19 protein-coding genes are annotated in these 20,997 nt (G+C 38.1%); 3 read left to right on the top strand and 16 right to left on the bottom strand.

The window, feature by feature from the left end; all coding sequences use genetic code 11:
• Nucleotides 1-34 precede the first annotated feature (34 nt).
• Nucleotides 35-502 (bottom strand): inner membrane protein YiaA, encoded by a 468-nt coding sequence (gene yiaA, locus JAZ75_RS11390; RefSeq protein WP_132770422.1) that lies wholly within the window; start codon nt 500-502, stop codon nt 35-37.
• Between the two features lie 133 nt (nt 503-635).
• Between yiaA and JAZ75_RS11395 the strand changes: the two genes are divergently transcribed.
• Together JAZ75_RS11395 and JAZ75_RS11400 are read left to right on the top strand one after the other, a co-directional pair.
• Nucleotides 636-2,144, top strand: coding sequence for a hypothetical protein (locus JAZ75_RS11395; protein ID WP_208701912.1), 1,509 nt, complete (start codon nt 636-638; stop codon nt 2,142-2,144).
• Between the two features lie 96 nt (nt 2,145-2,240).
• The gene (locus JAZ75_RS11400) at nt 2,241-2,993 is read left to right on the top strand and encodes a DUF72 domain-containing protein (RefSeq protein WP_232789417.1); all 753 of its coding nucleotides are present in this window, start codon (nt 2,241-2,243) and stop codon (nt 2,991-2,993) included.
• A 61-nt stretch (nt 2,994-3,054) separates the two neighbouring features.
• On the opposite strand, the gene JAZ75_RS11405 is transcribed toward JAZ75_RS11400, so the two are convergent.
• The 11 genes from JAZ75_RS11405 to JAZ75_RS11455 form a co-directional block, all read right to left on the bottom strand.
• Nucleotides 3,055-4,398 (bottom strand): GH1 family beta-glucosidase, encoded by a 1,344-nt coding sequence (locus JAZ75_RS11405; protein WP_208701916.1) that lies wholly within the window; start codon nt 4,396-4,398, stop codon nt 3,055-3,057.
• Between the two features lie 281 nt (nt 4,399-4,679).
• Entirely contained in the window at nt 4,680-4,985 is a 306-nt protein-coding gene (locus JAZ75_RS11410; protein ID WP_208701918.1) for a hypothetical protein, read from the bottom strand.
• 143 nt (nt 4,986-5,128) lie between these two features.
• Complete coding sequence (locus JAZ75_RS11415) at nt 5,129-5,572, bottom strand: DUF3347 domain-containing protein (RefSeq protein WP_021190746.1); 444 nt, start codon at nt 5,570-5,572, stop codon at nt 5,129-5,131.
• A 130-nt stretch (nt 5,573-5,702) separates the two neighbouring features.
• Nucleotides 5,703-6,560 (bottom strand): heavy metal-binding domain-containing protein, encoded by an 858-nt coding sequence (locus JAZ75_RS11420; protein WP_208701920.1) that lies wholly within the window; start codon nt 6,558-6,560, stop codon nt 5,703-5,705.
• Between the two features lie 101 nt (nt 6,561-6,661).
• Entirely contained in the window at nt 6,662-6,889 is a 228-nt protein-coding gene (locus JAZ75_RS11425) for a heavy-metal-associated domain-containing protein (protein WP_208701922.1), read from the bottom strand.
• 197 nt (nt 6,890-7,086) lie between these two features.
• Entirely contained in the window at nt 7,087-8,157 is a 1,071-nt protein-coding gene (locus JAZ75_RS11430) for a flavin reductase family protein (RefSeq protein ID WP_208701924.1), read from the bottom strand.
• A 13-nt stretch (nt 8,158-8,170) separates the two neighbouring features.
• Nucleotides 8,171-9,598 (bottom strand): MFS transporter, encoded by a 1,428-nt coding sequence (locus JAZ75_RS11435; protein WP_208701926.1) that lies wholly within the window; start codon nt 9,596-9,598, stop codon nt 8,171-8,173.
• 25 nt (nt 9,599-9,623) lie between these two features.
• On the bottom strand, nt 9,624-10,973 hold the full coding sequence (locus tag JAZ75_RS11440; protein WP_208701928.1) for a TolC family protein: 1,350 nt from the start codon (nt 10,971-10,973) through the stop codon (nt 9,624-9,626).
• Nucleotides 10,974-11,184: 211 nt separating this feature from the next.
• Nucleotides 11,185-14,286 carry an efflux RND transporter permease subunit gene (locus JAZ75_RS11445; protein WP_208701930.1) on the bottom strand — a complete coding sequence of 1,034 codons (3,102 nt, stop codon included), beginning with the start codon at nt 14,284-14,286 and terminating at the stop codon, nt 11,185-11,187.
• A 21-nt stretch (nt 14,287-14,307) separates the two neighbouring features.
• Nucleotides 14,308-15,378 (bottom strand): efflux RND transporter periplasmic adaptor subunit, encoded by a 1,071-nt coding sequence (locus tag JAZ75_RS11450; RefSeq protein ID WP_183911799.1) that lies wholly within the window; start codon nt 15,376-15,378, stop codon nt 14,308-14,310.
• A 265-nt stretch (nt 15,379-15,643) separates the two neighbouring features.
• A complete protein-coding gene (locus JAZ75_RS11455; RefSeq protein ID WP_021191689.1) occupies nt 15,644-16,228 on the bottom strand; it encodes a helix-turn-helix domain-containing protein in 585 nt (194 codons plus the stop codon).
• Between the two features lie 225 nt (nt 16,229-16,453).
• Between JAZ75_RS11455 and JAZ75_RS11460 the strand changes: the two genes are divergently transcribed.
• Nucleotides 16,454-16,720, top strand: a complete 267-nt coding sequence (locus JAZ75_RS11460; RefSeq protein ID WP_132841837.1) for a transposase — start codon at nt 16,454-16,456, stop codon at nt 16,718-16,720.
• A 148-nt stretch (nt 16,721-16,868) separates the two neighbouring features.
• Here the strand turns inward: JAZ75_RS11460 and JAZ75_RS11465 are convergent, their stop codons facing one another.
• The 4 genes from JAZ75_RS11465 to JAZ75_RS11480 all read right to left on the bottom strand — a co-directional run bounded on the left by JAZ75_RS11465 (nt 16,869) and on the right by JAZ75_RS11480 (nt 20,823).
• The gene (locus JAZ75_RS11465; protein WP_132841838.1) at nt 16,869-17,114 is read right to left on the bottom strand and encodes a heavy-metal-associated domain-containing protein; all 246 of its coding nucleotides are present in this window, start codon (nt 17,112-17,114) and stop codon (nt 16,869-16,871) included.
• A 221-nt stretch (nt 17,115-17,335) separates the two neighbouring features.
• On the bottom strand, nt 17,336-17,716 hold the full coding sequence (locus tag JAZ75_RS11470; protein ID WP_208701932.1) for a hypothetical protein: 381 nt from the start codon (nt 17,714-17,716) through the stop codon (nt 17,336-17,338).
• 43 nt (nt 17,717-17,759) lie between these two features.
• The gene (locus tag JAZ75_RS11475) at nt 17,760-20,174 is read right to left on the bottom strand and encodes a heavy metal translocating P-type ATPase (protein ID WP_208701934.1); all 2,415 of its coding nucleotides are present in this window, start codon (nt 20,172-20,174) and stop codon (nt 17,760-17,762) included.
• Between the two features lie 85 nt (nt 20,175-20,259).
• Nucleotides 20,260-20,823, bottom strand: a complete 564-nt coding sequence (locus JAZ75_RS11480; RefSeq protein ID WP_132841843.1) for an AraC family transcriptional regulator — start codon at nt 20,821-20,823, stop codon at nt 20,260-20,262.
• Nucleotides 20,824-20,997 lie beyond the last annotated feature (174 nt).

Consider the following 20,997-nt stretch of genomic DNA (forward strand, 5'->3'; position numbering starts at 1 on the left):
GCTGTGCAAGTCACTGCGGGTGGCAACCGCTAAGTTACAATTCGTTTTCCTCAAACATCTTGGCGTCGCGGGTATTTTTTTGTACAGCGATGGCTGAAAATATACTTAAGCAGAATGACATGGCATAAAATCCTTTTTCACTAAGCAGCAGATCGGCGTTCCAGAGCCCTACGGTAAGCAGTACCATTGCAGCAATTGTTGCAAACCAGCTAAGGCCATAATAAAGATCGGTTACGGCAATGCCTTCTGCTCTGTCTCGCACACTTTTCTGTACGGAGATTACGGCAAATAAACCGAATAATAGGATCGTGAAATAATATCCTTTTTCATTGAGCTCCATGGTAGCGTTCCAAAGCCCGATGCAATACCCCATGGAGCCGGTTAGTAAAGCAAACCAGGATGCGCCGATGAATGCACCTGTAGGTTTGAATGGATTTTTTGTTTTTTCTTCGTTTTTTGTAAGTGGAGTGTTCTCCTCTGTTTTGTGTTTTAGCGGTTCCATAATTTTTGTTTTTTTATGTGTTATTATGGAAGCAAATGTCCGCTGTTGTCGCTAGATGTACAAATGAGATATTTGAAAATACTGATGATATAAATTAATTTTTTAGTAGGTTTGTTTTTAAAATTAACCTATTATGGATGCGCTTGTGACATTAATAAATTTACTTGGTGATCAGGATAAAAAGGATTTTAAGGCATTTATGCGCAAGAAGAATAAGCGACACGATGTTAAAAATATTCTATTATTTGAATTGCTAAATACTGACGATATAAATGGCTTAGAAAAGCTGTTAAAAAAAACAAAAAGCAGGGATTCTTACCATGCTTTGCGTAAAAGACTGCACGATAACCTACTTTTATTTCTATCTCAGAAGACATTTGAAAGCAATAACAGTCAGGCTTCGGAAGTGATGCGTTTAATCGTTGTAAGCCGTTTTCTTTTGGAAAATGATGTGGATAAAACTGCTTTCAAGTGCTTGGTGAAGGCCGAGCAAATCGCAACAAAACTGGAACAGTACAATTTGTTGAACGATATATTGCTTCTTAAAATAAATTATGCGCATAGTGAAGCTTCAGAAAATTTAGAAGACTTAACAACACGTTTTATGGTCAACCAGCAACATATGCAACGGGAGGCAAAATTGAATCTGGCATATGCTTTTCTGCGTCAGGAAATGCGTGAGGTAAATCTGAAAGGTAAAGTGGTCAACTTGGCCGCACTGATGCTCGGGACCATACGAAAATATCAGATCGCAGTCAAAGATTTAATGAATTATAAGTCTATTTATCAGATACTTTTTATAGCCAATGAATATGCGGCTATTCATCAGGATTATAGTTTTATAGAACGTTATATCCAGCGCATCCAACATTTTATTCAGGGAAAGAAGAAAGCGGATGAATCGCACTTATTTTATCAGTTGCATGTCCTTTATTTTTTGGCAAACTTTCATTTACGCAACAGAAGCTTTGAAAAGAGTGCGGAGTATCTTTCTGAGATGAAGAACCAAATGGAACAGCATCGTTTTCATGAATCTCAATTTTATCCACGGCATCAGTTGTTATCGGCTCTGAATCTATATTTTACTGGAATGGGTGGAGAAGGAACAGCTGTATTGCTGAAGGCTTTGGAAATGACAACAAAAAAGACAAAACAGGAGGACATAGAAGATTTAAGGATATGTTTAACGATGTTTTTATCGTTGCAGGATGACAGATCTTGCTTACGCCATCTTGCCTTGTTTCAGCATACTGATCAATGGTACGAGAAAAAAATGGGTATGCTTTGGACCATTCGTAAAAATCTGATGGAAGTTTTGGTTCATGCACAATTCGGGCATATCGAACTTGCTGTTTCACGGTTAAGTAGTTTCAAACGTCGATACAGTGGTTTTCTTACAGAAACTCATGAGGAAAGAGTATTACATTTTGCGAGTCTTGTGGAGAAATATTTCAATAAGCCTGATATTGCGTTTAATCCTGTATTTCAAAAAACTGCGGTCGATCTGTTAAAGAATAAAGAACATGCGGATATTTTTCATATTTGTTTTATTTCATGGCTGATCGCTAAGTGGGAGAAAAAGTCGGCCTATCAAATCGTACTTCAGCATTTGTCCAGTCGACATACATCCGAAAATATTTAGATGGTTCAATTTGGAATCCTGAGTAATTTTTGCCTAATGTAATCTTAATATTTAGGATTAAAAATAACTTCTCTCCGAGGTGCTTGTTGTATGGTTATGGAGTCTTTGTATTTTTCTGGTACGAGCGGTATTTTACTGCCTTATAAAAATAAAAGTTTTTATCCCGAAAATCTTCAGGAGAAAAGCAGGCTTGCGGTCTATGCTTTATTATTCAATTCGTTGGAGGTAAACAGTTCATTCTATAAAATACCACGTGAAGAAACTGTGAAACGATGGGCAGATGAAGTACCGGATGGATTTCGTTTCACCTTTAAATTATGGAAGGGAATTACTCACGCAAAAGGTTTGATCTTTGACCCGAATGATGTTGCTCATTTTTTGAAGGTGATTGCCGAAGCAGGCGAGAAGAAAGGTTGTTTACTGATTCAGTTTCCCCCCTCTGTTACGTTTAATGCTGCTGTGCATGTCAATCTTTTGCTAGAGACTGTTGTTAATGATGAGCATATAAAGGGATGGCGGATATGCGTCGAGTTTCGGCATCCATCTTGGCATTGTGAAGATACATTTAGCCTGTTAAATTCGTACGGAGCCAGTCTTGTGCTGCATGACAAGAACAGTAATGGTATGCAATTGTCCTATAGTGAAACAGATTTTATTTATCTGCGATTTCATGGTCCCAATGGTAATTACCGGGGCAGTTATGAAGATGATTTTCTACAGGAATATAGTTCATATATTCGGGAATGGCTAGCTGAAGGGAAAGAGGTTTTCACTTATTTTAACAATACAATGGGCGATGCAATTCAGAACTTGAAGTTACTGTCGGAATATGTGAATGATAGGTATTAATATGGTAAGTGGTATCGATTTTATAATCAATACCACTTAGCTAATGTCAAATAGCTTGAACCTATATCTTCTCCTTCAGAAGATCAGCATACCAATGTCCCGAAGATTTAACGATGCGTTGTTGCGTTTCAAAATCAACATATACTAAACCAAATCTGGGATGATAACCTTCTGCCCACTCAAAGTTGTCGAGAAAAGTCCATGCAAAATAACCATTGACCTGAACTCCTTCTTGTTTGGCCCTAAGTACTTGGGCAATGGTCGACTGTAAATACTGCACTCTCTTGGGGTCATCGACCTGATTGTTAACCACCTCATCTGGAAAAGCGGCTCCATTTTCAGTGACAATCAGTGGCGGTATGTTGGGATAGGCACTGAATTTTTTCAAAACATGGTACATGGATTCAGGAAATACTTCCCAGTTCATGGCCGTGAGTTCGACCTTGCGCGATTTTGCACTTACAATTTTTGCGCGTAGGTAGGGGACGAATAAGGAATGACGGATGATTTCGCGGGTATAATTTTGTACTCCGATAAAATCCATATCAAACTTTAGCTCGTTTTCATCATTGTGCTTGATATATTTTTCAATTCTTCTCAAAATTTTGATCTCATCTGTAGGATAGCCCATACCTAGCAGGGGCTCTATGAAAAATCTATTGAGTAATACATCTGCTTTTTTAGCCGCAAGGATATCTTTTTCTCTTCCGCTGAACGGTTCAATATGCGAACAGGAGAAAGTGGTTCCAACGGTACTGTCTGGTTGTAATGATTTAATAATTCTTGCACCTTTAGCCTGTGCTAGTGATGCATGATGTGCAGCTGCTAAAAAGTAATCAATTCCTTTTTTTCCAGGTGCATGTACGCCAAAGAAGTATCCAGCGGCACTAAATACCGCAGGTTCATTTAAAACCATCCAGTTTTTTACCCGATCGCCAAAGTGTTTGACACAGAGTGCTACATAATCAGCAAACCAGTCGGTGACTTCCCTGTTGATCCATCCACCTCTTTGTTCCAGGGCATGCGGCAGATCCCAGTGATAGAGTGTTATCCAAGGTGTAATCCCTAATTCTAAAGAAAGATCGATGAGTTTATTATAGAAGTCAATGCCTGATGGATTGGCTTCTCCTGTACCTTGCGGTAGAATACGGCTCCAGGCAATGGAAAACCTGTAGTTCCTAATATTTAAGCTGTGCATCAAATGGAGATCTGCTATGTAGCGATTATAGAAATCGCAAGCAATATCTCCGTGCTGGTTTTTAAAGATCTTATTCTTTTTTTTTACAAAAGTATCCCAAATAGAAAGGCCTTTTCCATGTATATCATGAGCTCCTTCAATTTGGTAGGCGGCTGTAGAAACTCCCCAAATAAAATCTTCGCCAAAGGAATCTTTAGTTAAAATCATTTACGGAATTTATTTTCTCAAGTGGTGCAAATATCACTTATTTAAGTTGTTTTAATATTTGTGAAATCTAAGAGGAGAATAGAATGAACTAAACTGCACTAGAAAGATACGAAATAATACCCTTTGGAAGAAATGTGTGATCGTTTTCATAATTCAAATGTTTTAAACCACTGTTTACATTAATTTGCTTATATAAATTTACAAAGCATATGTTAACTGTGTATGAATTGATTATGAAGTTTTTGAGTATTGTCAGGGCTCTTGCTTTTTAAACTATTTCATCACCATATATTTTTTGACATACCGATCTGTGTTAAGGATTCAATAGTTGGTTCAGAGAGCAGATGGAGATCGCGTTGTTTTTGGAATTCTAAGAAAGCGGGCATATTTAATAATTCTTTTTGAATGGCCTCATTTTTATATTGTGACATATGGATAAAGGTGTTGCTGCCATTAACCTGGAATATCGTATATACAAATTGATGATTGTCCAATTCTTTAAACTCATCAAGAAAAATCTGAATGTTTTCTTTGTTCGCATCAACATAGTCTTCTTTGATGGTATAAGTCACTTTTATAGCTATCATGGGGTATCTTTATGAATGAATACTGGTTTATGTATTCGAAGATAATGAATTTGATGCTATGGAAAGTAAAAACTCCGAACGAACAATTGGATATTGTTGGTTCGGAGTTTTTTATTTGAATCGAATGCTCAGCTTTTCACGGGTTACTTCTTGGTTTCAGTAACTTTACCACAGGTAAGCATCGCAGATCCATAGTAAGGATTTTTAATCGCCGTTTCATTGCTTAACCAATAGCCTTTTTTCATCGGGCAATATTGATAATACACTGGTTGGCTGACCTTATCACTGCTTTTTACGATTTGCCACATGATCGTTGAAACTTCATTGAATGATGCACGCTGTTTTTCAAGATTGCCTGCTTTTGCTAATTTATCTACTTCAAGGGTCAAGTTATCTTTAAGTTTAAAAGCACTTTCTGCTTTTACCACTTTCTGAAGTGCTTGAATGGATTCGGAAGCCTTTTTCTCATCACTGCTTACCAATGCATTTTTTACACCATAATATTTACTTAATAGTGTTTCTGTATTTTGGGCAAGTGCCACATGTCCAAATAGTGAAATTGCCAATATCAATAAGTTCTTTTTCATATCTATTTTCTGTTAATCATTTAAAGATAGTTTTAAAATTTTACTTTTGAACTGCTTCGTTATTTTCTCGATTTCTAAAGCAGAGGTTCTGTTTTCTGTGTCTTTCAAATGCACTCGGCTTTACATTTTGCTATACCTGATGCTGACGAAGCTTTACTTCCTTTTCGCTTTCCTTTATTGATCTTATGTCAATATTAAAGTCTGCTGTATGGACTTTTCCATGTATTTTAAACTGCACCCACATCTTGTATTTACCAGCCTTTGTAATGTTTGTTTCTGCGTATATCGGGTATTGTACATGTGGTATGGGCCGGATCTGTAAAAACTCTTTATCCGTCTTATTGATCATTAATATATGAGCTGATGTTCCCAAATACTGTTCCAAACTACTGTTATGCAGTTTCTTTTCGCATTTTTCGATGGCTATCTTTATACGTTGTATGTTGCCGGTTTTAAAATTATCGGTATTTTCAAGGATAACTGTATAGTCATCTATGTAACATATCGGTTTTTTTGAAGTGACCTCACGAGAAGTCATATAGTACCCTTTCACTTCGATTTCTAACATGTTTAAGACATGTTCTTTGCCAAGAGGTTTAAAATAGGTGAACAAATGGTATTTTCCACCGTTATGAAAAGTCTGTGTTACAGCATAGCTACCGTCTTGCTGCAGCACTGGATGGATGTGTCTGAACCAATTAAGATCTTCACTAATGACCATGACATGAATGTTCATTTCATCAGAAATGTCCAATGCTACTTGTTTTTGGTTTTTTTTGATTGCAATTAGTAGTCTAACGGGATGTCCTGCTTCAATAATCTGTGGTAAAGTTGTTAATTGTACCTGATATTGATCTGGATTTTCCTGTTGAACAGATCTCAGATCCATTCCACATGTCGAACAGCTGTTGCCTTGAGTCCCGTTCACTTCGGGGGGCATAGGACAGGTGTATATGCTCATCTGAGGTGCATGGCGGTGGTTTTCCATATCTGAAGATTTGCTTTGGGTGTAATTGCGGAATTTCGATATGCTTCCGCAATTACTTAACCCAAAATTCTTAGTGTTTAAAGAATCTGTTTAATTCTTTTTTAAGATTTTAAAGGTTCGATTTTAAAACCTGATTTCTCTACGATCTCGATAACTTCCTGTTCCGATATCCCATCTGTCTTAACTGTAAGTACTTTATCTCTACTAGAAACGTCTACTTCCCAATGGTTAATACCCGTTTTATCAGTTAGAAAAGGAGTTACTTTAGTTACACAGCCACTGCAGTTAATATTGGTCTTGAATTGAAAATTTTGATTATTGCTATCCATTTTATTTTATTTTTTAGCGTTTGTTTATAGTACAAATTTCAGTAAAAAAATACGGTGGCACTTTACGTTATTTGCTATTTGATTTGTAATATTTACTGATTATAGTCATGCTATTGATTATGCTGTTTTTATTATCGTGTCATGTGTAATCTTACTCTCAATAGTATCCCGGATAGTGTTTAGACGGCTTCATACTATTATGCGATGACAATGGAAACAGACTGATCTAAAGGATAGCTCTGGCAAAGTAGAATTTTACCTTCAGTGACTTCTTCATCCGAGAGGGCATAATTGTTTACCATTTTGATCTGGCCATTTTCTTGGATTGCCCAGCATGAACCGCAGGTGCCTTTTTTACATGAACTGGGCACCTGAATGGCATGGGCACTAATGGCTTCTAAAAGGGATTGTCCTGGTTGTACATCAATGAGAGAAGTACACTCGTAGGTCTGTTCTTCATTGTCTCTGTAATGAGTCTCAAAGTAGCTGACCAGTATTTCTCTGTGCTCTTCGTTCTCGATAACGATGATCTTATCGGTTATGACCGGATCAAAATATTCGGTATGGATATTTGATTCGGGTATCTGTAAAGCGAGCAGTGTCTCACGATACAACTGCATCAGTTCTACTGGACCACATATGAAGTAATGAGCTTTATTTTTTTGCTTTATATACTGTCCGATCAAGCTTTTAATGATCGGTTGAGAAAATCGACCGGAGATACTGTTAATGCCTTTAATCTCTTTATTAAGACCCGTAAATGAATGAAAAATACGCAACTGCTTGTTCTTTTCCATTTCTTCCAGTTGGAATTTGAATATGGTATCCTCCGGACTGCTGGTGGAATATAGCAACAGAGGGGGACAAGCTGTTTTAATAAGACTTTTTAGCATAGAGAACAAGGGTGATATTCCACTTCCACCTGCAAGAAAAACAAGTTCTGAATCAGGGATAATATGTTTCTTCAAGATAAAGTTGCCTATAGGTGCATCGATATCCCACTCGCTAATATTTTTTGCATTGTCCACTAGATAATTGCTCATTTTTCCACCAGCAACTCGTTTAACTGTAATGGACGGGAATTTATCGGCAGGTGCGGAGCTAAAGGAATAGGATCTCTGTAGGGGTTCTCCGTTAACAATACAGGAAATATTAAGATACTGACCAGGCTGATATTCAATCGTATCCTGGTCAGTACTGAAAAATATGGTTACAGCGTCTTTAGTCTCCTGTATAACCTGATGCGTGGTCCATTTATATTTTTTCATATGGTTTTAACGTTTACTTTTTAAGTGTCTTAATGAAAATTACAGCCATGACTGCTGCAATGAGACATATGATGGAAGCTGCAAAAAAACCGGTTTGAAAACCTGTGTTCAAAGCGGTAGCTTCTGTGGCTCCTGTTGCTTTTATAGCATTGGTTTTTGCCGCGGAAATGGCAACTATTATAGCCAGTCCTAGAGCTGAACCGATTTGATAGCTGGTATTTACCAGACCGGAAGCAAGGCCGGTTTCCTCAGGTTTGGCACCTGACATCGAAGCGATAGTGCCAGGTATATACGTTAGTGACATACCTAAAGCGCCTAATAAAGATGCTGGCAATACATTGATTATAAATGTACCATCAGGAGGGATTGTGCTAAAAAGAAGGAGTGAACCTGCTAAGGCAAGCAGACCTGCTACCATATTTGCTTTGAAGCCAAATCGAGCGACTAATTTACCTGTAAGACCAACCATCAGAAACATGATCGCAATTGTCATCGGTAAAAGAGCAAGTCCACTATTGAAAGCTGTGTAATGCAGGGTTTGCTGCAGGTAAAGATTGAGAAAAAACCATAAGGGTATCCATGCTGCCGCTAATAATGCCATCACCACGTTACCTGATAAAAGATTAGGGACTTTAAAAATAGCAAGAGGAATTAAGGGCTCACTTTTCTGTTTCTGTATGATAATGAAAATATTGAACAGCAACAATGATAAGCCCAGTAATCCAATGGTTTGGACTGATATCCAACCGGCATTTTCTGCAGATATAATAGCATATACCATCACAATAAGGGCTACCGTTGCTAAAATTGCACCGACGATATCTACTTTTCCTTTACGGGTAGTTCCTTTGAACAGTAGTTTTTGACTGAAAAATAATACAGCAAGTCCTACTGGAATATTAATTAAGAATAACCAATGCCACGAGAGCCATTCGGTTATGGCTCCACCAAGGAATACACCGGCTGAACCACCTGCAGCAGCAGAAGCCCCCCAGAAACCTAATGCTTTATTGAGTTCTTTGGGATCGGTAAATTTGGACAGTACTAAGGTTAGTGCTGCAGGGGCTATAAGTGCAGAGCCTAAGCCCTGTAAAGCTCTTCCGGTATTGAGGGCGGCCTCTGACCAGGCCACACCCGCTAAAAGTGAGGCTCCTGAGAGAATGGCAAACCCCCACATGAAAATCTTACGTGCGCCAAAGAGATCGGATAAACGTCCTCCTAGCAATAAGAAACCTCCAAATAGAATTACATAGGCATTAAAAATCCATTGTAAGCCACTTTGTGAGTAGCCAAGATCGGCTTTTATTGCCGGTAATGCCACGCCAATAATAGAAGTGTCCATGATCACAATAAATTGTGCGGTACATAGTAAAAATAGTGCTGCCCAGCGTTTACTGTACGGAGCAGTTGGATTTACGGTACCTGTTTTATTTTTATTCATTTTTTATTTAATTAATGGTAAGTAATTATAGGCTTAGCTGCCCAACAGCATGTTTTAATTTTACATGTAGAACCTGTATCTTATATATCGCATTGAGGTTGTTGATCTTTGCTTGTGTCAATGCCAGTTCAGCATCTGTCAACTCAAGTCTTGACCCCAGACTATTTTTGAAACGGTCATCTACCATCTGATGGTTTAATGTGGCAGACTGCACCGTTTTTTCTTGGATGTTTAATTGGTTAACTGCTTCCTTCCACTGACTGATCAACGTTGCAAGCTCGGTTTTAACTTCATCTTTTAAATCGCTTAATCGTATTTCTTCCTGTCTCATTTTGATTTTGGACTGGTTGATTTTGGACTTGGTACGGTTGCCATTGAAAACAGGTACTGTAAGCTGGAGCCCTAAGAAGGATGTTCTGGGTAATGCATATTGACCAAACTTAAAATTATCCGCTTGTGCCTGCAGCTGATACTGACCGATTAGAGAAAGCTGTGGCAATAGCTCTGCTTGGATCACCTTCATATTTTTCTGTTGCAGTTCTATGGTAAGTTCTTGAATATTGAGATCTTTTCTGTTTTTTTCGGCAATAGCCAATGCGGCATCAACTTGATGAAACTCATGCTGACTTGTTTCGATGTTCAGTTCTAGATTGTCAGATAGCTCAATTTCTTCAGGATCTTCTAGTCCGATCAGTCTTTTGAGTTCAATGCCTGCTACCGTTACATTGTTTTTTAAGTAAGAAACGGATGATTCCAAATTTGCGACAGCAACGAAGCTTCTTAATGTATCTGATTTTAAACCTCTGCCTTGGGCTAATAATGAACGGGAATCTTGCAGTGCTTTTTTATTTCTCTGAAGACTTTGTTCTAGTAGATCAAGCTGACTGTTCATCATCAACATATCAAGATAACGTGTAGAGACCAAAAGTGCAATCTGGCTTTTGAGGTCAGCTGTTTTTTCATTTTGAATCGATTCATTAATCTTTGAAGCTTTTGTCAGATGATGCGTACCAGGTGCAAGAATGGGCTGGTTGAGGGTAGCAAAAATATTATAGACATTTTTACCACCGACAGCCACATCTTGTACTGCTTTATCAGTACCTGCAAATGAACCCGGGAGGAAGATAACCTGTCTGTCAAAATAGCGCGAGTATGCAGCATTAGCCGAGATACTCGGAAGTAATCCACCTTTGACTTCATTGGTTATTTCTCGTGTATGGATTTCTTCCAATATTTGCACCTGTATTGCTTTATTTCCCTGTTTTGCCATTTCCAAAGCATCTTTGAGTGCCAGCATTTTTTTCTGGGCATGCAATGGTTTACTGCTACCAATGAGTAGCAGTAGGGTAACGATATATAGGATATTTGTTTTCATTGAATTATAATTTGTGGTGATGTTCACTTGTTACGGTATACATGCTTTTCCTTTATTTTTTGCTAAGCAAATCGCTGCTTATTGCGGAGGAAATGAAACCATCATGAGCATATTTTTTCCCTTTTAGATTTATTTGTAACCCTATTCAAGATTTTTCGATCGCTTCATCGTTTTTTTGTGTGGGTATGCTCATGATCTGTTTCAGTTTAACTTAATGTTGTATTTCGATAGCGCGCTCTTCAGTTGGTTCCTCAACAACAGCTTTTGGAGTTTTCTTACTTGATAAATACGAGTAAACTGCCGGAATGATAAATAGGGTGAGAATACCTGAAAAGACAAGTCCTCCGGCAATCACGATTCCTAATGACTGGCGGCTATTGGCTGTCAGTGCAATGGGTAATGCACCAAATATCATGGCAAGAGACGTCATAAGGATCGGTCTAAAACGCTGCTCTGCAGCTTGAATCGCAGCATCGTATTTCGAAAGGCCTGTTTCCTTGAGGTGGTTGGCAAATTCAACGATCAGAATTCCGTTCTTAGTAATCAGTCCTACTAATGTAATAATCCCGATCTGGCTGAATACATTTAAACTCTGCTCATACCAGTAAAGACTAAGCACTGCTCCAGCAATTGCCATGGGTACGGTAAGCATAATGGTAAGTGGATCGCGCATGCTTCCAAATTGTGCTGCCAGAATCATATAAATAAGTACGAGTGCCAGGATGAGCGTAAAGGTGATATTGCCTTGACTTTCGGTATAATCTCTGGACTGACCGGCAAGTGAACTTTTGAATGTTTCGCCCAGTACTTCTTTTTTTATTTTTTCGATTTCCTTTATACCTTCTGCGAGACTTACTCCTGGCGCTGTTGCTGCAGATACAGTTGCTGATGTATACTGATCATAGCGATAAATGGCCGCTGGACTAACGGCTTCTTCCATTGTTATCAGGTTATTAAGTGGAATCATCTGTCCTGAAGTTGAACGGACATAAATCGTATTCAGGTCGCTTTTATCATTTCTGTACTGGCGATCTAATTGTCCGATCACTTCGTACTGACGGTCGTTACGTAAGAAATATCCGTAACGCTGTCCTGAGAACGAGAGTTGTAAGGTATGGGCTATTTCTTCGATGGATACGCCCATCATAGAAGCTTTTGCACGATCGATATTTACTTTCACCTCAGGTTTGTTGATCTTAAGATCAGCATCAATGAATAGCAGTTTTTTACTTTGGCGTGCAGCAGCCAGGAATTTTGGAAGCACGGTAGTCAGACTATCTAAGTTCGGAGCCTGAAGAACATATTGAATAGGCATACCACCACCATAACGGGTTCCGATTGTTGGAGGTAAATAAGGGAAGAGCAGAAAGCCTCTAAATTTACCCGCAGCTGCTCCATATTGGTTATATAGATCCTGAATGCTGGATTTTCTTTCCTTTGGATCTTTAAGATAGATACTCTGCACGGCTACGTTGACCGGTGCTGGGGCCGGAATGAATGAAATAGCGACCATGGAGTAGGTTTGGTACAATCCGTCGGTCGAGTCATTTACATACTTTCCAACTTCGGTCATATGCTTTTTCATATAATCAAAAGAGACACCTTCAGGAGCTATAGCGATGAGGTTCATGTTGGAACGATCTTCTACAGGTGCTAGTTCTGAAGGAAGTTGCTTACCTATAGCATAAATAAGCAGGGTAGTGCCAGCTAAGAAGACCCAAGCTAACCATCGAACGCGCATAAATGCAATCAGTAAATAGGCGTAGCCATTGTTTAGACTAACGAAAAAGGGTTCGGTGACACGATAGAACCAACTCGGTTTTTCTTTTTTCTTCAAAAAGTATGCACTTAGCATAGGGGTCAGTGTAAGCGCTACAAATGCTGAGACCAATACTGATCCTGATACGACAATGGCAAATTCTTTGAAAAGTTGTCCACTGATACCACCCATAAAAATAATGGGTAAAAATACGGCTGCTAACGTAATTGTCGTGGAAATAACCGCAAAATAAATCTCTCTTGTACCTTTAAATGCCGCCTGAATAGGGGACATACCCTCTTCAATTTTTTTATAAATATTTTCTAACACGACAATCGCATCATCTACGACCAGTCCAATGGCAAGTACCAATCCAAGAAGTGTCAAGATATTGATCGTGAAACCGGCAATATACATAATGAAAAATCCGGAAAGAATGGATACCGGAATGGCAAGAACGGGAATAATAGTAGATCTCCAGTCTCTCAGGAATAGAAAGATAATCAAGACCACGAGTCCGAATGCTATGAATAACGTTTCTTCGACCTCTTTAATGGATTCGCGTACGGAGCGCGTATAGTCGAACCCTACGATCAAGCGATATTCTGAAGGAACTTCTTTTCTTAATTGATCTAACCTTCTGTAAAACTCATCGACTACTTCTATGGCATTTGCTCCACGTTGTATCTGAATAGCAACACCGACACCGATACGGTTCAGATTTCCTGTTTCGTTGATGATGGCTGTACGTTCATTCTCTTCTCCTAATTCGGCTGATCCAATATCTTTTAATCTTATGATGGTATTGTCAACTTGCTTAATGAGCATTTCTTCAAAATCTTTTACAGAAGTTAGGCGTCCCATCGTCCGGATGCTAAGCTCACTGTTGTTTCCTTCGATTCGACCTGCCGGCAAGTCAATATTCTCGCGGAGTAATGCTTGTCTTATATCGGCAGGAGTAAGTTGATATGCCGCAAGTTTTGCTGGTTCAAAGCGCAATCGCATAGCATACTTATGCTCGCCTACGATGGCTACATTATTAATACCAGGGATAGACTGCATTCTATCTTTGATAGTCGTAGAAGCAAGGTGACTTACTTCTTTTATATTTTTGGTGTCGCTTTCCACTTCCAGGAATGCCACCAGATTGTCTGGTGATGATGCCTTTTGTACGATTGGTGGATCGACATCGCTCGGGAGCTGTTTACGAGATTTGGAGACTTTGTCTCTAACATCGTTCAGCGCATCCTCAATGTCAATTTCCCGATTAAATTCGATTGAAATAACACTTACCTGTTCTCGCGATTCGGATGATATGGTCCGTATGCCACTTGATTCGGCAATGGATTCTTCCATCGGTCTGGTCAGTTTAGATGCAATTACATCTGGACTTGCACCAGGATAGAAGGTAATGACCGTAATGACGGGTGGTTCTGTTAACGGGAATTCGCGGATACCTAGTTGTTTCCATCCTATTATTCCTAATATGACGATAAGGAGAGAAAATACCCCGGCCAAGACGGGTTTTTTTATACTTAAATCTGATATACTCATGAAGCTAAGATTTGAAATTAATTAATTTGACAGGACAGCTTTTACGGGAGTACCGTCTCCTAAGCGCAGCATGTTGGAAACAATGATGCTATCGTTTGGCATGATACCAGACGTTATGATTGCGTCCTTTTCTGTTCTGTTACTTACGGTGACTGCCATCGGTTTTGCAACCCCATTTTTGATCACAAAAACAGCATAGCCTTTTTCACCTGGTGCTAAAGCCTCAGTTGGAACTGTTATTCCCTTTGCACCTTGATTATTTACTTGGAAGTACACTTTAGCCGATAGACCTGCCCGGAATTGTCCGTCAGCATTATTTGTTATTGCTTGTACTTGTAAGCTTCTGCTTTGTGCTTCAAGCCCTGGTTCTGTAGCTGCTATTGTAGCGAAATATTCGGTATCGGATAATTCGGATGTAAACTTAATTTTGCTTCCTGTCTTTATCAATGGTAAGTATTTTTCTGGGACAGAGAAGTTGATCTTAATAGCGCTTTGATCCTGTAAGGTCACGAGTGTCTCTCCGGGAGATACATAGGCTCCGAGATGTACTTTTGAAATACCAATTTTCCCGGAGAATGGCGCCCGGATTATGGTCTTTTCTAAATCTACTCGAAGCAGCTGTTCTTGTGCATTTAAAGATTCGAATCGCATAACGGCCTCATCATATTCTTGCGGTTTTACGGTTTCGGTTTTTAATAGATTGCCAAGTCTTTCTTTATTCAGTTTAGCGAGATTCAATTCGGCACCTACTTGTTTTAAACGGGATCTGATATCGGCATCATTGAGTTTGTAAAGTACGGTTCCTTGACTGATATAACTACCGTCTTTAAAAGATACCTGAGTAATCTTCTGAGGGAGCTCGCCAACTATGGAAACTTCTCGATAAGGCATCATGGTGCCGACGACGGCTTCTTTTTGATCGAGTTGCTCTTCCTGTGCGATGATGATATCTACGGGTAATTTACTGGCATCTGCGGATGGTGTTGGTGCTTTTTCTGACGTTTTTTCTTGTTTATTTTCACAAGAAATAAGTAAGATGCTGAGTATGGGAATTAAAATTCCTAATCTTTGTATTGTGTATTTGTATAACATGTTTTGATGTTTTATTTTTAACAATCGATTAAATTTCATTGCCAAAATTAGATACAAATGCGACCGTACTTTTACAGAATTACAGATAAGAGTTATGATATTTATTTTGATGTTTTATATCGTTTTTTGCTGAATGGCGTGAGTGGAATCGCTTAACATCTTGGCAAAAAATAGGAACTCCTGTTCATGTATATAAACAGGAGTTCGAATAAATATTTGAATTAATTAATGAGGTCTATTACCGCTAATTTTCTTTAGCAGTTTTCTAAACTTGGTTTTTATTTTTTGATTGCTCTTCTATAATTGCTAGTTTATTGCGTTTCATTCTTTTATAATGTGAAGATGTAAAACCTGTGTATTTCTTCAACTGGTTTGACAGGTGTGCAGGACTACTGTACCCTAGACTATAGGCAATTTCAGATAAGGAGAGTTGTGTATAAAATAACAGTTCTTTTACTTTCTCTATTTTCCTTGAGATAATGAATTTTTCAAGTGTCCATCCTTCTGAGGATGAGAATAGTGCACTTAATGAATCATAATCTTTACGTAATTCGTCGCGGATAAGTGTTGAGAATTTAATGCGTTCGCCAGTGTCTAATTGTTTTTGAATGCCTTTTTCTACAGCGCTTTTAATCTGCGAGATGAGTCTCTGATCTTTGTTATATAGTAAATCAAAACCATACTTCTGCAACATGGTTTTGATAACTTGCTCTTCAAGGATTTTATCCCTTACTTTTAGAATTACTTCACCTAAGCGTATGTCGGAAATCTCCAGACCAAGCTTTGGTAATTCTTCTGACAGAATGTATATGCACCTATCGCACACCATTCCTTTGATTAATAGTTTCATGGATAAAATAAATGTTTAATATTGATTGTGTTATGTGATCAAAATTGCGTTTTTATCAGTAATAAAATATTACGTTATTTCTTGTTTATTTTATGAAATTTTAAGAATCATGAAAATAATCGACAAATTTATTAGCATTAAAAATTACAAACTAAACAAGTAAAAGCAGCAATAATTTACTATCAATCATGCAGATTTTTGTATGAAGTAAAAACGCGAAAAAAAATGAAAAATAGACAAAATACGGAAGATCAAATTTTAAATGTGCTTAAAGATTATGAATCAGGAAAAAGTGGTTCGGAGCTGTTTGCTAAATATGGTGTATCAGGGACAAATATTTTTGAACTGAAGAAAAAATATAAGGACTTAGGGACAGATATCTTGAAAGAGTTTATAGATCTACATGACGAAAATTATAGGTTGAAAACGATGTATGCTGATTTAAGTTTGCAATATCGTAAACTGAAAGATGTATTAAAAGAGGATTTCTAAATGAAATATCCGATAAGTAGTATCTGTCGGGAAAAAGTGTTCAATAAAGTGGGTGTAAACAGGGTGTTATTATTAATCAGCTATAATCTAAACATAATTTCAGGGATACTTTATTGTGTTTTAAGGTATCCCTGAGATTTAAAATCTTTTAATTGCCACAACAACCTGTTGCGCAACTTGAGTCTTGTGTGATGTTATCAGCGACTTTATAACCCGCTTTTTCAATCGTTTCAATTACCTCCTTTTTTTCATTGTCATCTTCATAGTTGATGAACAACTTGCCACTTTCAATTTTTTCGATTGTAATGCCTGCGATACCTTGCACAGCACTGTTCACTCTTGTTTGGCAATGAGCACTCTGCATGTCTGGTATACTCAATTCTACTTTTTTCATTTTTAACTAATTTTGATATAGCAAATTACCGGATAGTTATTGAATCCTATATTACACTTTTTCCTATTTGATTTGCGATATTTACTGATGAAATGGTGTATTGTGTCGAAGTCAAGACTGTTCTCTGTAATTGATGAAGGTGGTTCAATAGAAAAGGCGGCCCTTAATGATGGAACCGCCGATTTAAATATTGTGCTTTTTATTTAAAGTCGAAATTATAGTTACTGTTTTTTTGCAATAGGTGTGTAGTCGGGAAGATTAGTTACTCTTATCGTATCGATCCCTTCCAAAGACCATGTAATAGGAAGCATAGTCATATAGCCGCATTTCGGACATTGGTCTCCTTCTATACCGATCATCTCCTTATGTGATGGACAACCTGTAATAAAATTACCATTTTTATCAAGTGCGTGACTGAGTTCATTTTCGTACTTGTTTACTCTTTTTGTTGCCCCATTATTCTGAGCAACCTCCGTATGATTGTGGGTATCTCCATCTTGATGATCATGTCCTTTTTTTGCACTTGTGTTATCGCTAGCACAAGCTGATACAAATGCAATTGCCAAGGTCAGTATCGCTATTATAAATTTGTTTATTTTCATATTGTTACGATTAATAGTTTATAATCTTCTAGCTCTTATTGGGTTATTTTTTCCATTTTAACCGCAAGCTATTGCTTACCACACTTACACTGCTTAGGGCCATTGCTGCTCCAGCAAACATGGGATTGAGCAAGAAACCATTGATCGGGAAAAGAATTCCTGCAGCAATGGGAATGCCGATAAGATTATAGATAAATGCCCAGAACAGGTTTTGCTTAATTGTTGCTACAGTCTGTTTAGAAAGACGTATAGCCTGTGAGATTTTTGACAAGTCGGATGAAATAATAGTCATTTTGGCGACATCCATTGCTATATCACTTCCCTTACCCATGGCAATACTGACATCTGCCGTAGCTAGTGCGGTACTGTCATTAATACCATCGCCTACCATTGCTACTGTTTTACCTTCTTGTTGTAGTTTTTTTACAAAATCAGCTTTATGTTGCGGTAGTACTTCGGCCTTGTAGTTCGCTATGCCCGTCTGCTGCGCAATGGCTTTTGCGGTAGCTTCATTATCACCTGTAAGCATATACAATTCGATGCCCATCCGTTGCAATTGCTTAATGGCCTCAATAGATGTTTCTTTTATCTTGTCTGAGATTGCGAGTACGGCCAATGCTTGATGACTGTCTGCAAACCAGATAACTGTTTTTGATTGTTCACTCCATTTATCAGCTTGCAGCTGCAGTTCATCTGTAATACTGATATTGTTTTCCAGGAGTAATTTTCTATTACCTGCCCAATAATTTTCATTATTGTAACCTGCTTTTGCACCTTTGCCTGTTATACTTTCAAATGTGCTGAGTGAAACGGGAGCTGTACCTGCCATATGTTTAACGACTGCTTCAGCTAAAGGGTGTTCAGACTGTTTTTCTAAACTGAATAAAATCTGCTTTACTGTTTCATCCTCATTTAACCATTTGATACCGGTAACCTGTGGTTTTCCTTCAGTGATGGTTCCAGTTTTATCTAAAACAATCGCATTTACTTTTTTTGCTAATTCAAGACTTTCAGCATCTTTAATCAAAATTCCATTTTCTGCTCCCTTACCAACACCGACCATAATTGCGGTAGGTGTAGCTAATCCCAAAGCACATGGACATGCAATCACTAATACTGTTACTGCAGCCAGAAGACCCTGTACTAAACCGCTTTCTCCACCTAATACAATCCATAACACAAAAGTGATAAGCGCAATGCCAATAACTACGGGAACGAAGATACCTGCGATTTTATCGACAAGTTTTTGTACAGGAGCTTTGCTTCCTTGTGCATCCTGAACCATTCTGATGATTTGAGCAAGCATTGTTTCCTTACCAACTTTGACCGCGGTAAATTGGAAACTTCCCTTCTGATTGATGGTTCCTGCAAATACTTTCTCATTTTCGATTTTCAACACAGGAACAGGTTCTCCACTTAGCATGCTTTCATCCACATACGAATTACCTGATTTTACTATACCGTCTACAGCAATTTTTTCTCCCGGTTTTACTAATATAACATCGCCTGCATTTACATCTTCTATTGCTGTTTGTTTCTCAGTACCGTCAGATTGTATTACCATTACTGTTTTAGGTTGTAATCCCATCAGTTTTTTTATAGCCGACGAGGTGTTTCCTTTCGCTTTTTCTTCAAGTAGTTTTCCTAAGAGAATAAATGCGATGACCACGGCAGCAGCTTCAAAGTAAACGTGTGCGTGTAATCCTCTTGCATGCCAGAAATCGGGTGCAATCATATTGAATACACTGAATATATAGGCTATACCTGTGCTTAAGGCTACTAGGGTGTCCATATTGGCCGAACGGTGTTTTGCTTGTTTCCATGCATTGATATAAAAATCTTTACCTAACCATAGGACAACTGGTGTGGCAAAAAACCACATGATTTCATTGCCATAGGGCATATCCATAAAAAACATACCGATAGTCACTACAGGAAGTGAAAGTAGGATTGCCCAAATGGTTTTATTTTTTAGTGTACGGAATTTCTTTTCATGTATTGCCTCTAACGTTTCCTGTTCTTTGGCTTCATCTTCAATGAGTAAATCAAATCCGATGGACTGCACTGCTTTTTGGAGCGCTAATGGGCTGGTCATATTGGGAAGGTACTCTACGGACAGTCTTGCTGTAGCAAAATTGACAGCTGCATTGACGACGCCGTCAGCATATTTAACACCACTTTCTGCACTGATGGCACAAGACGCACAGGTCATATTAAGGACAGGAAAGGATTGTTTTACAGTAGTAACGCCATAACCTAAATCCTGGATGGCTTTAACAGCCGCCGTCACGGTATCGGTATCATTGACCGTTATCGTTGCACGGCGATTGTTTAGCTCTACTTTGTGGCTTTCAATACCTTTAACCTGTGCTAATCCTTTATCAACAATCAAAGCACAATGTTCGCTGTCTACATCTTCTAAAGGAAGGAATATTGGTTGCCTATTATTCGTTGCCATATTTTGTATCTTTTATTTTATGATACAAAGTTGAGAACAATTAAGGTTTTGGGTATTGCACTTTAATGGAAAAGAGTTGTAAGATTTACACCTCGTCCAACGGTGTTCTTTTGTCTTCTTTGATCTGCTTGAACTGACTTGGTGTAAGCCCTGTTACTTTTTTGAACTGGTTGCTTAAGTATGCAACACTGGAATAGTTAAGGCTGTCAGCAATTTCGCTTAAAGACAATTCGTCGTATCCTAACAGTTCTTTGACTTTTTCAATCTTTTGGGCAATAAAGTATTTTTCGATCGTCGTGCTTTCAACTTCTGAGAATAGGTTTGAAAGATAATTATAATCATGTTGTAACTTATTGCTCAAAATATCGGATAGGTTATTTTTTGTTTCACTGTCTTGGTAATGTACCAACTCAATAATAACGTTTTTGATACCCTCAATGATTTGACTTTTTTTATCGTCAATGACTTCAAATCCTCTTGCTAATAGATTTTCATTCAGCATTTTAATTTGATCGTCCGATAATTCTTGCTTCAAAGCCACTTTTCCAAGGGTCACATTTTCTGTTTGAATGTTAAGTTTTTTTAATTCACTCTGTACCACCATGATACAGCGGTCGCATACCATGTTTTTTATATATAGTGTTGCCATATCTTTTCTTTATATGCTAAAATAATGTATGAAATCGAACAGGTAAATGTACAATTAATATTTATAGGTCATCAATTTTTTAAAAATTTGACGCTATTCCTAATTGCATATGCTTGTTGTTTATAAAGGATATCATACTGCGACCCCTAATCGACATATGCATTGTTCGTTAAA

It is taken from the genome of Sphingobacterium sp. UDSM-2020 (genome assembly GCF_016132525.1).
Classification (GTDB): Bacteria; Bacteroidota; Bacteroidia; order Sphingobacteriales; family Sphingobacteriaceae; genus Sphingobacterium; species Sphingobacterium anhuiense.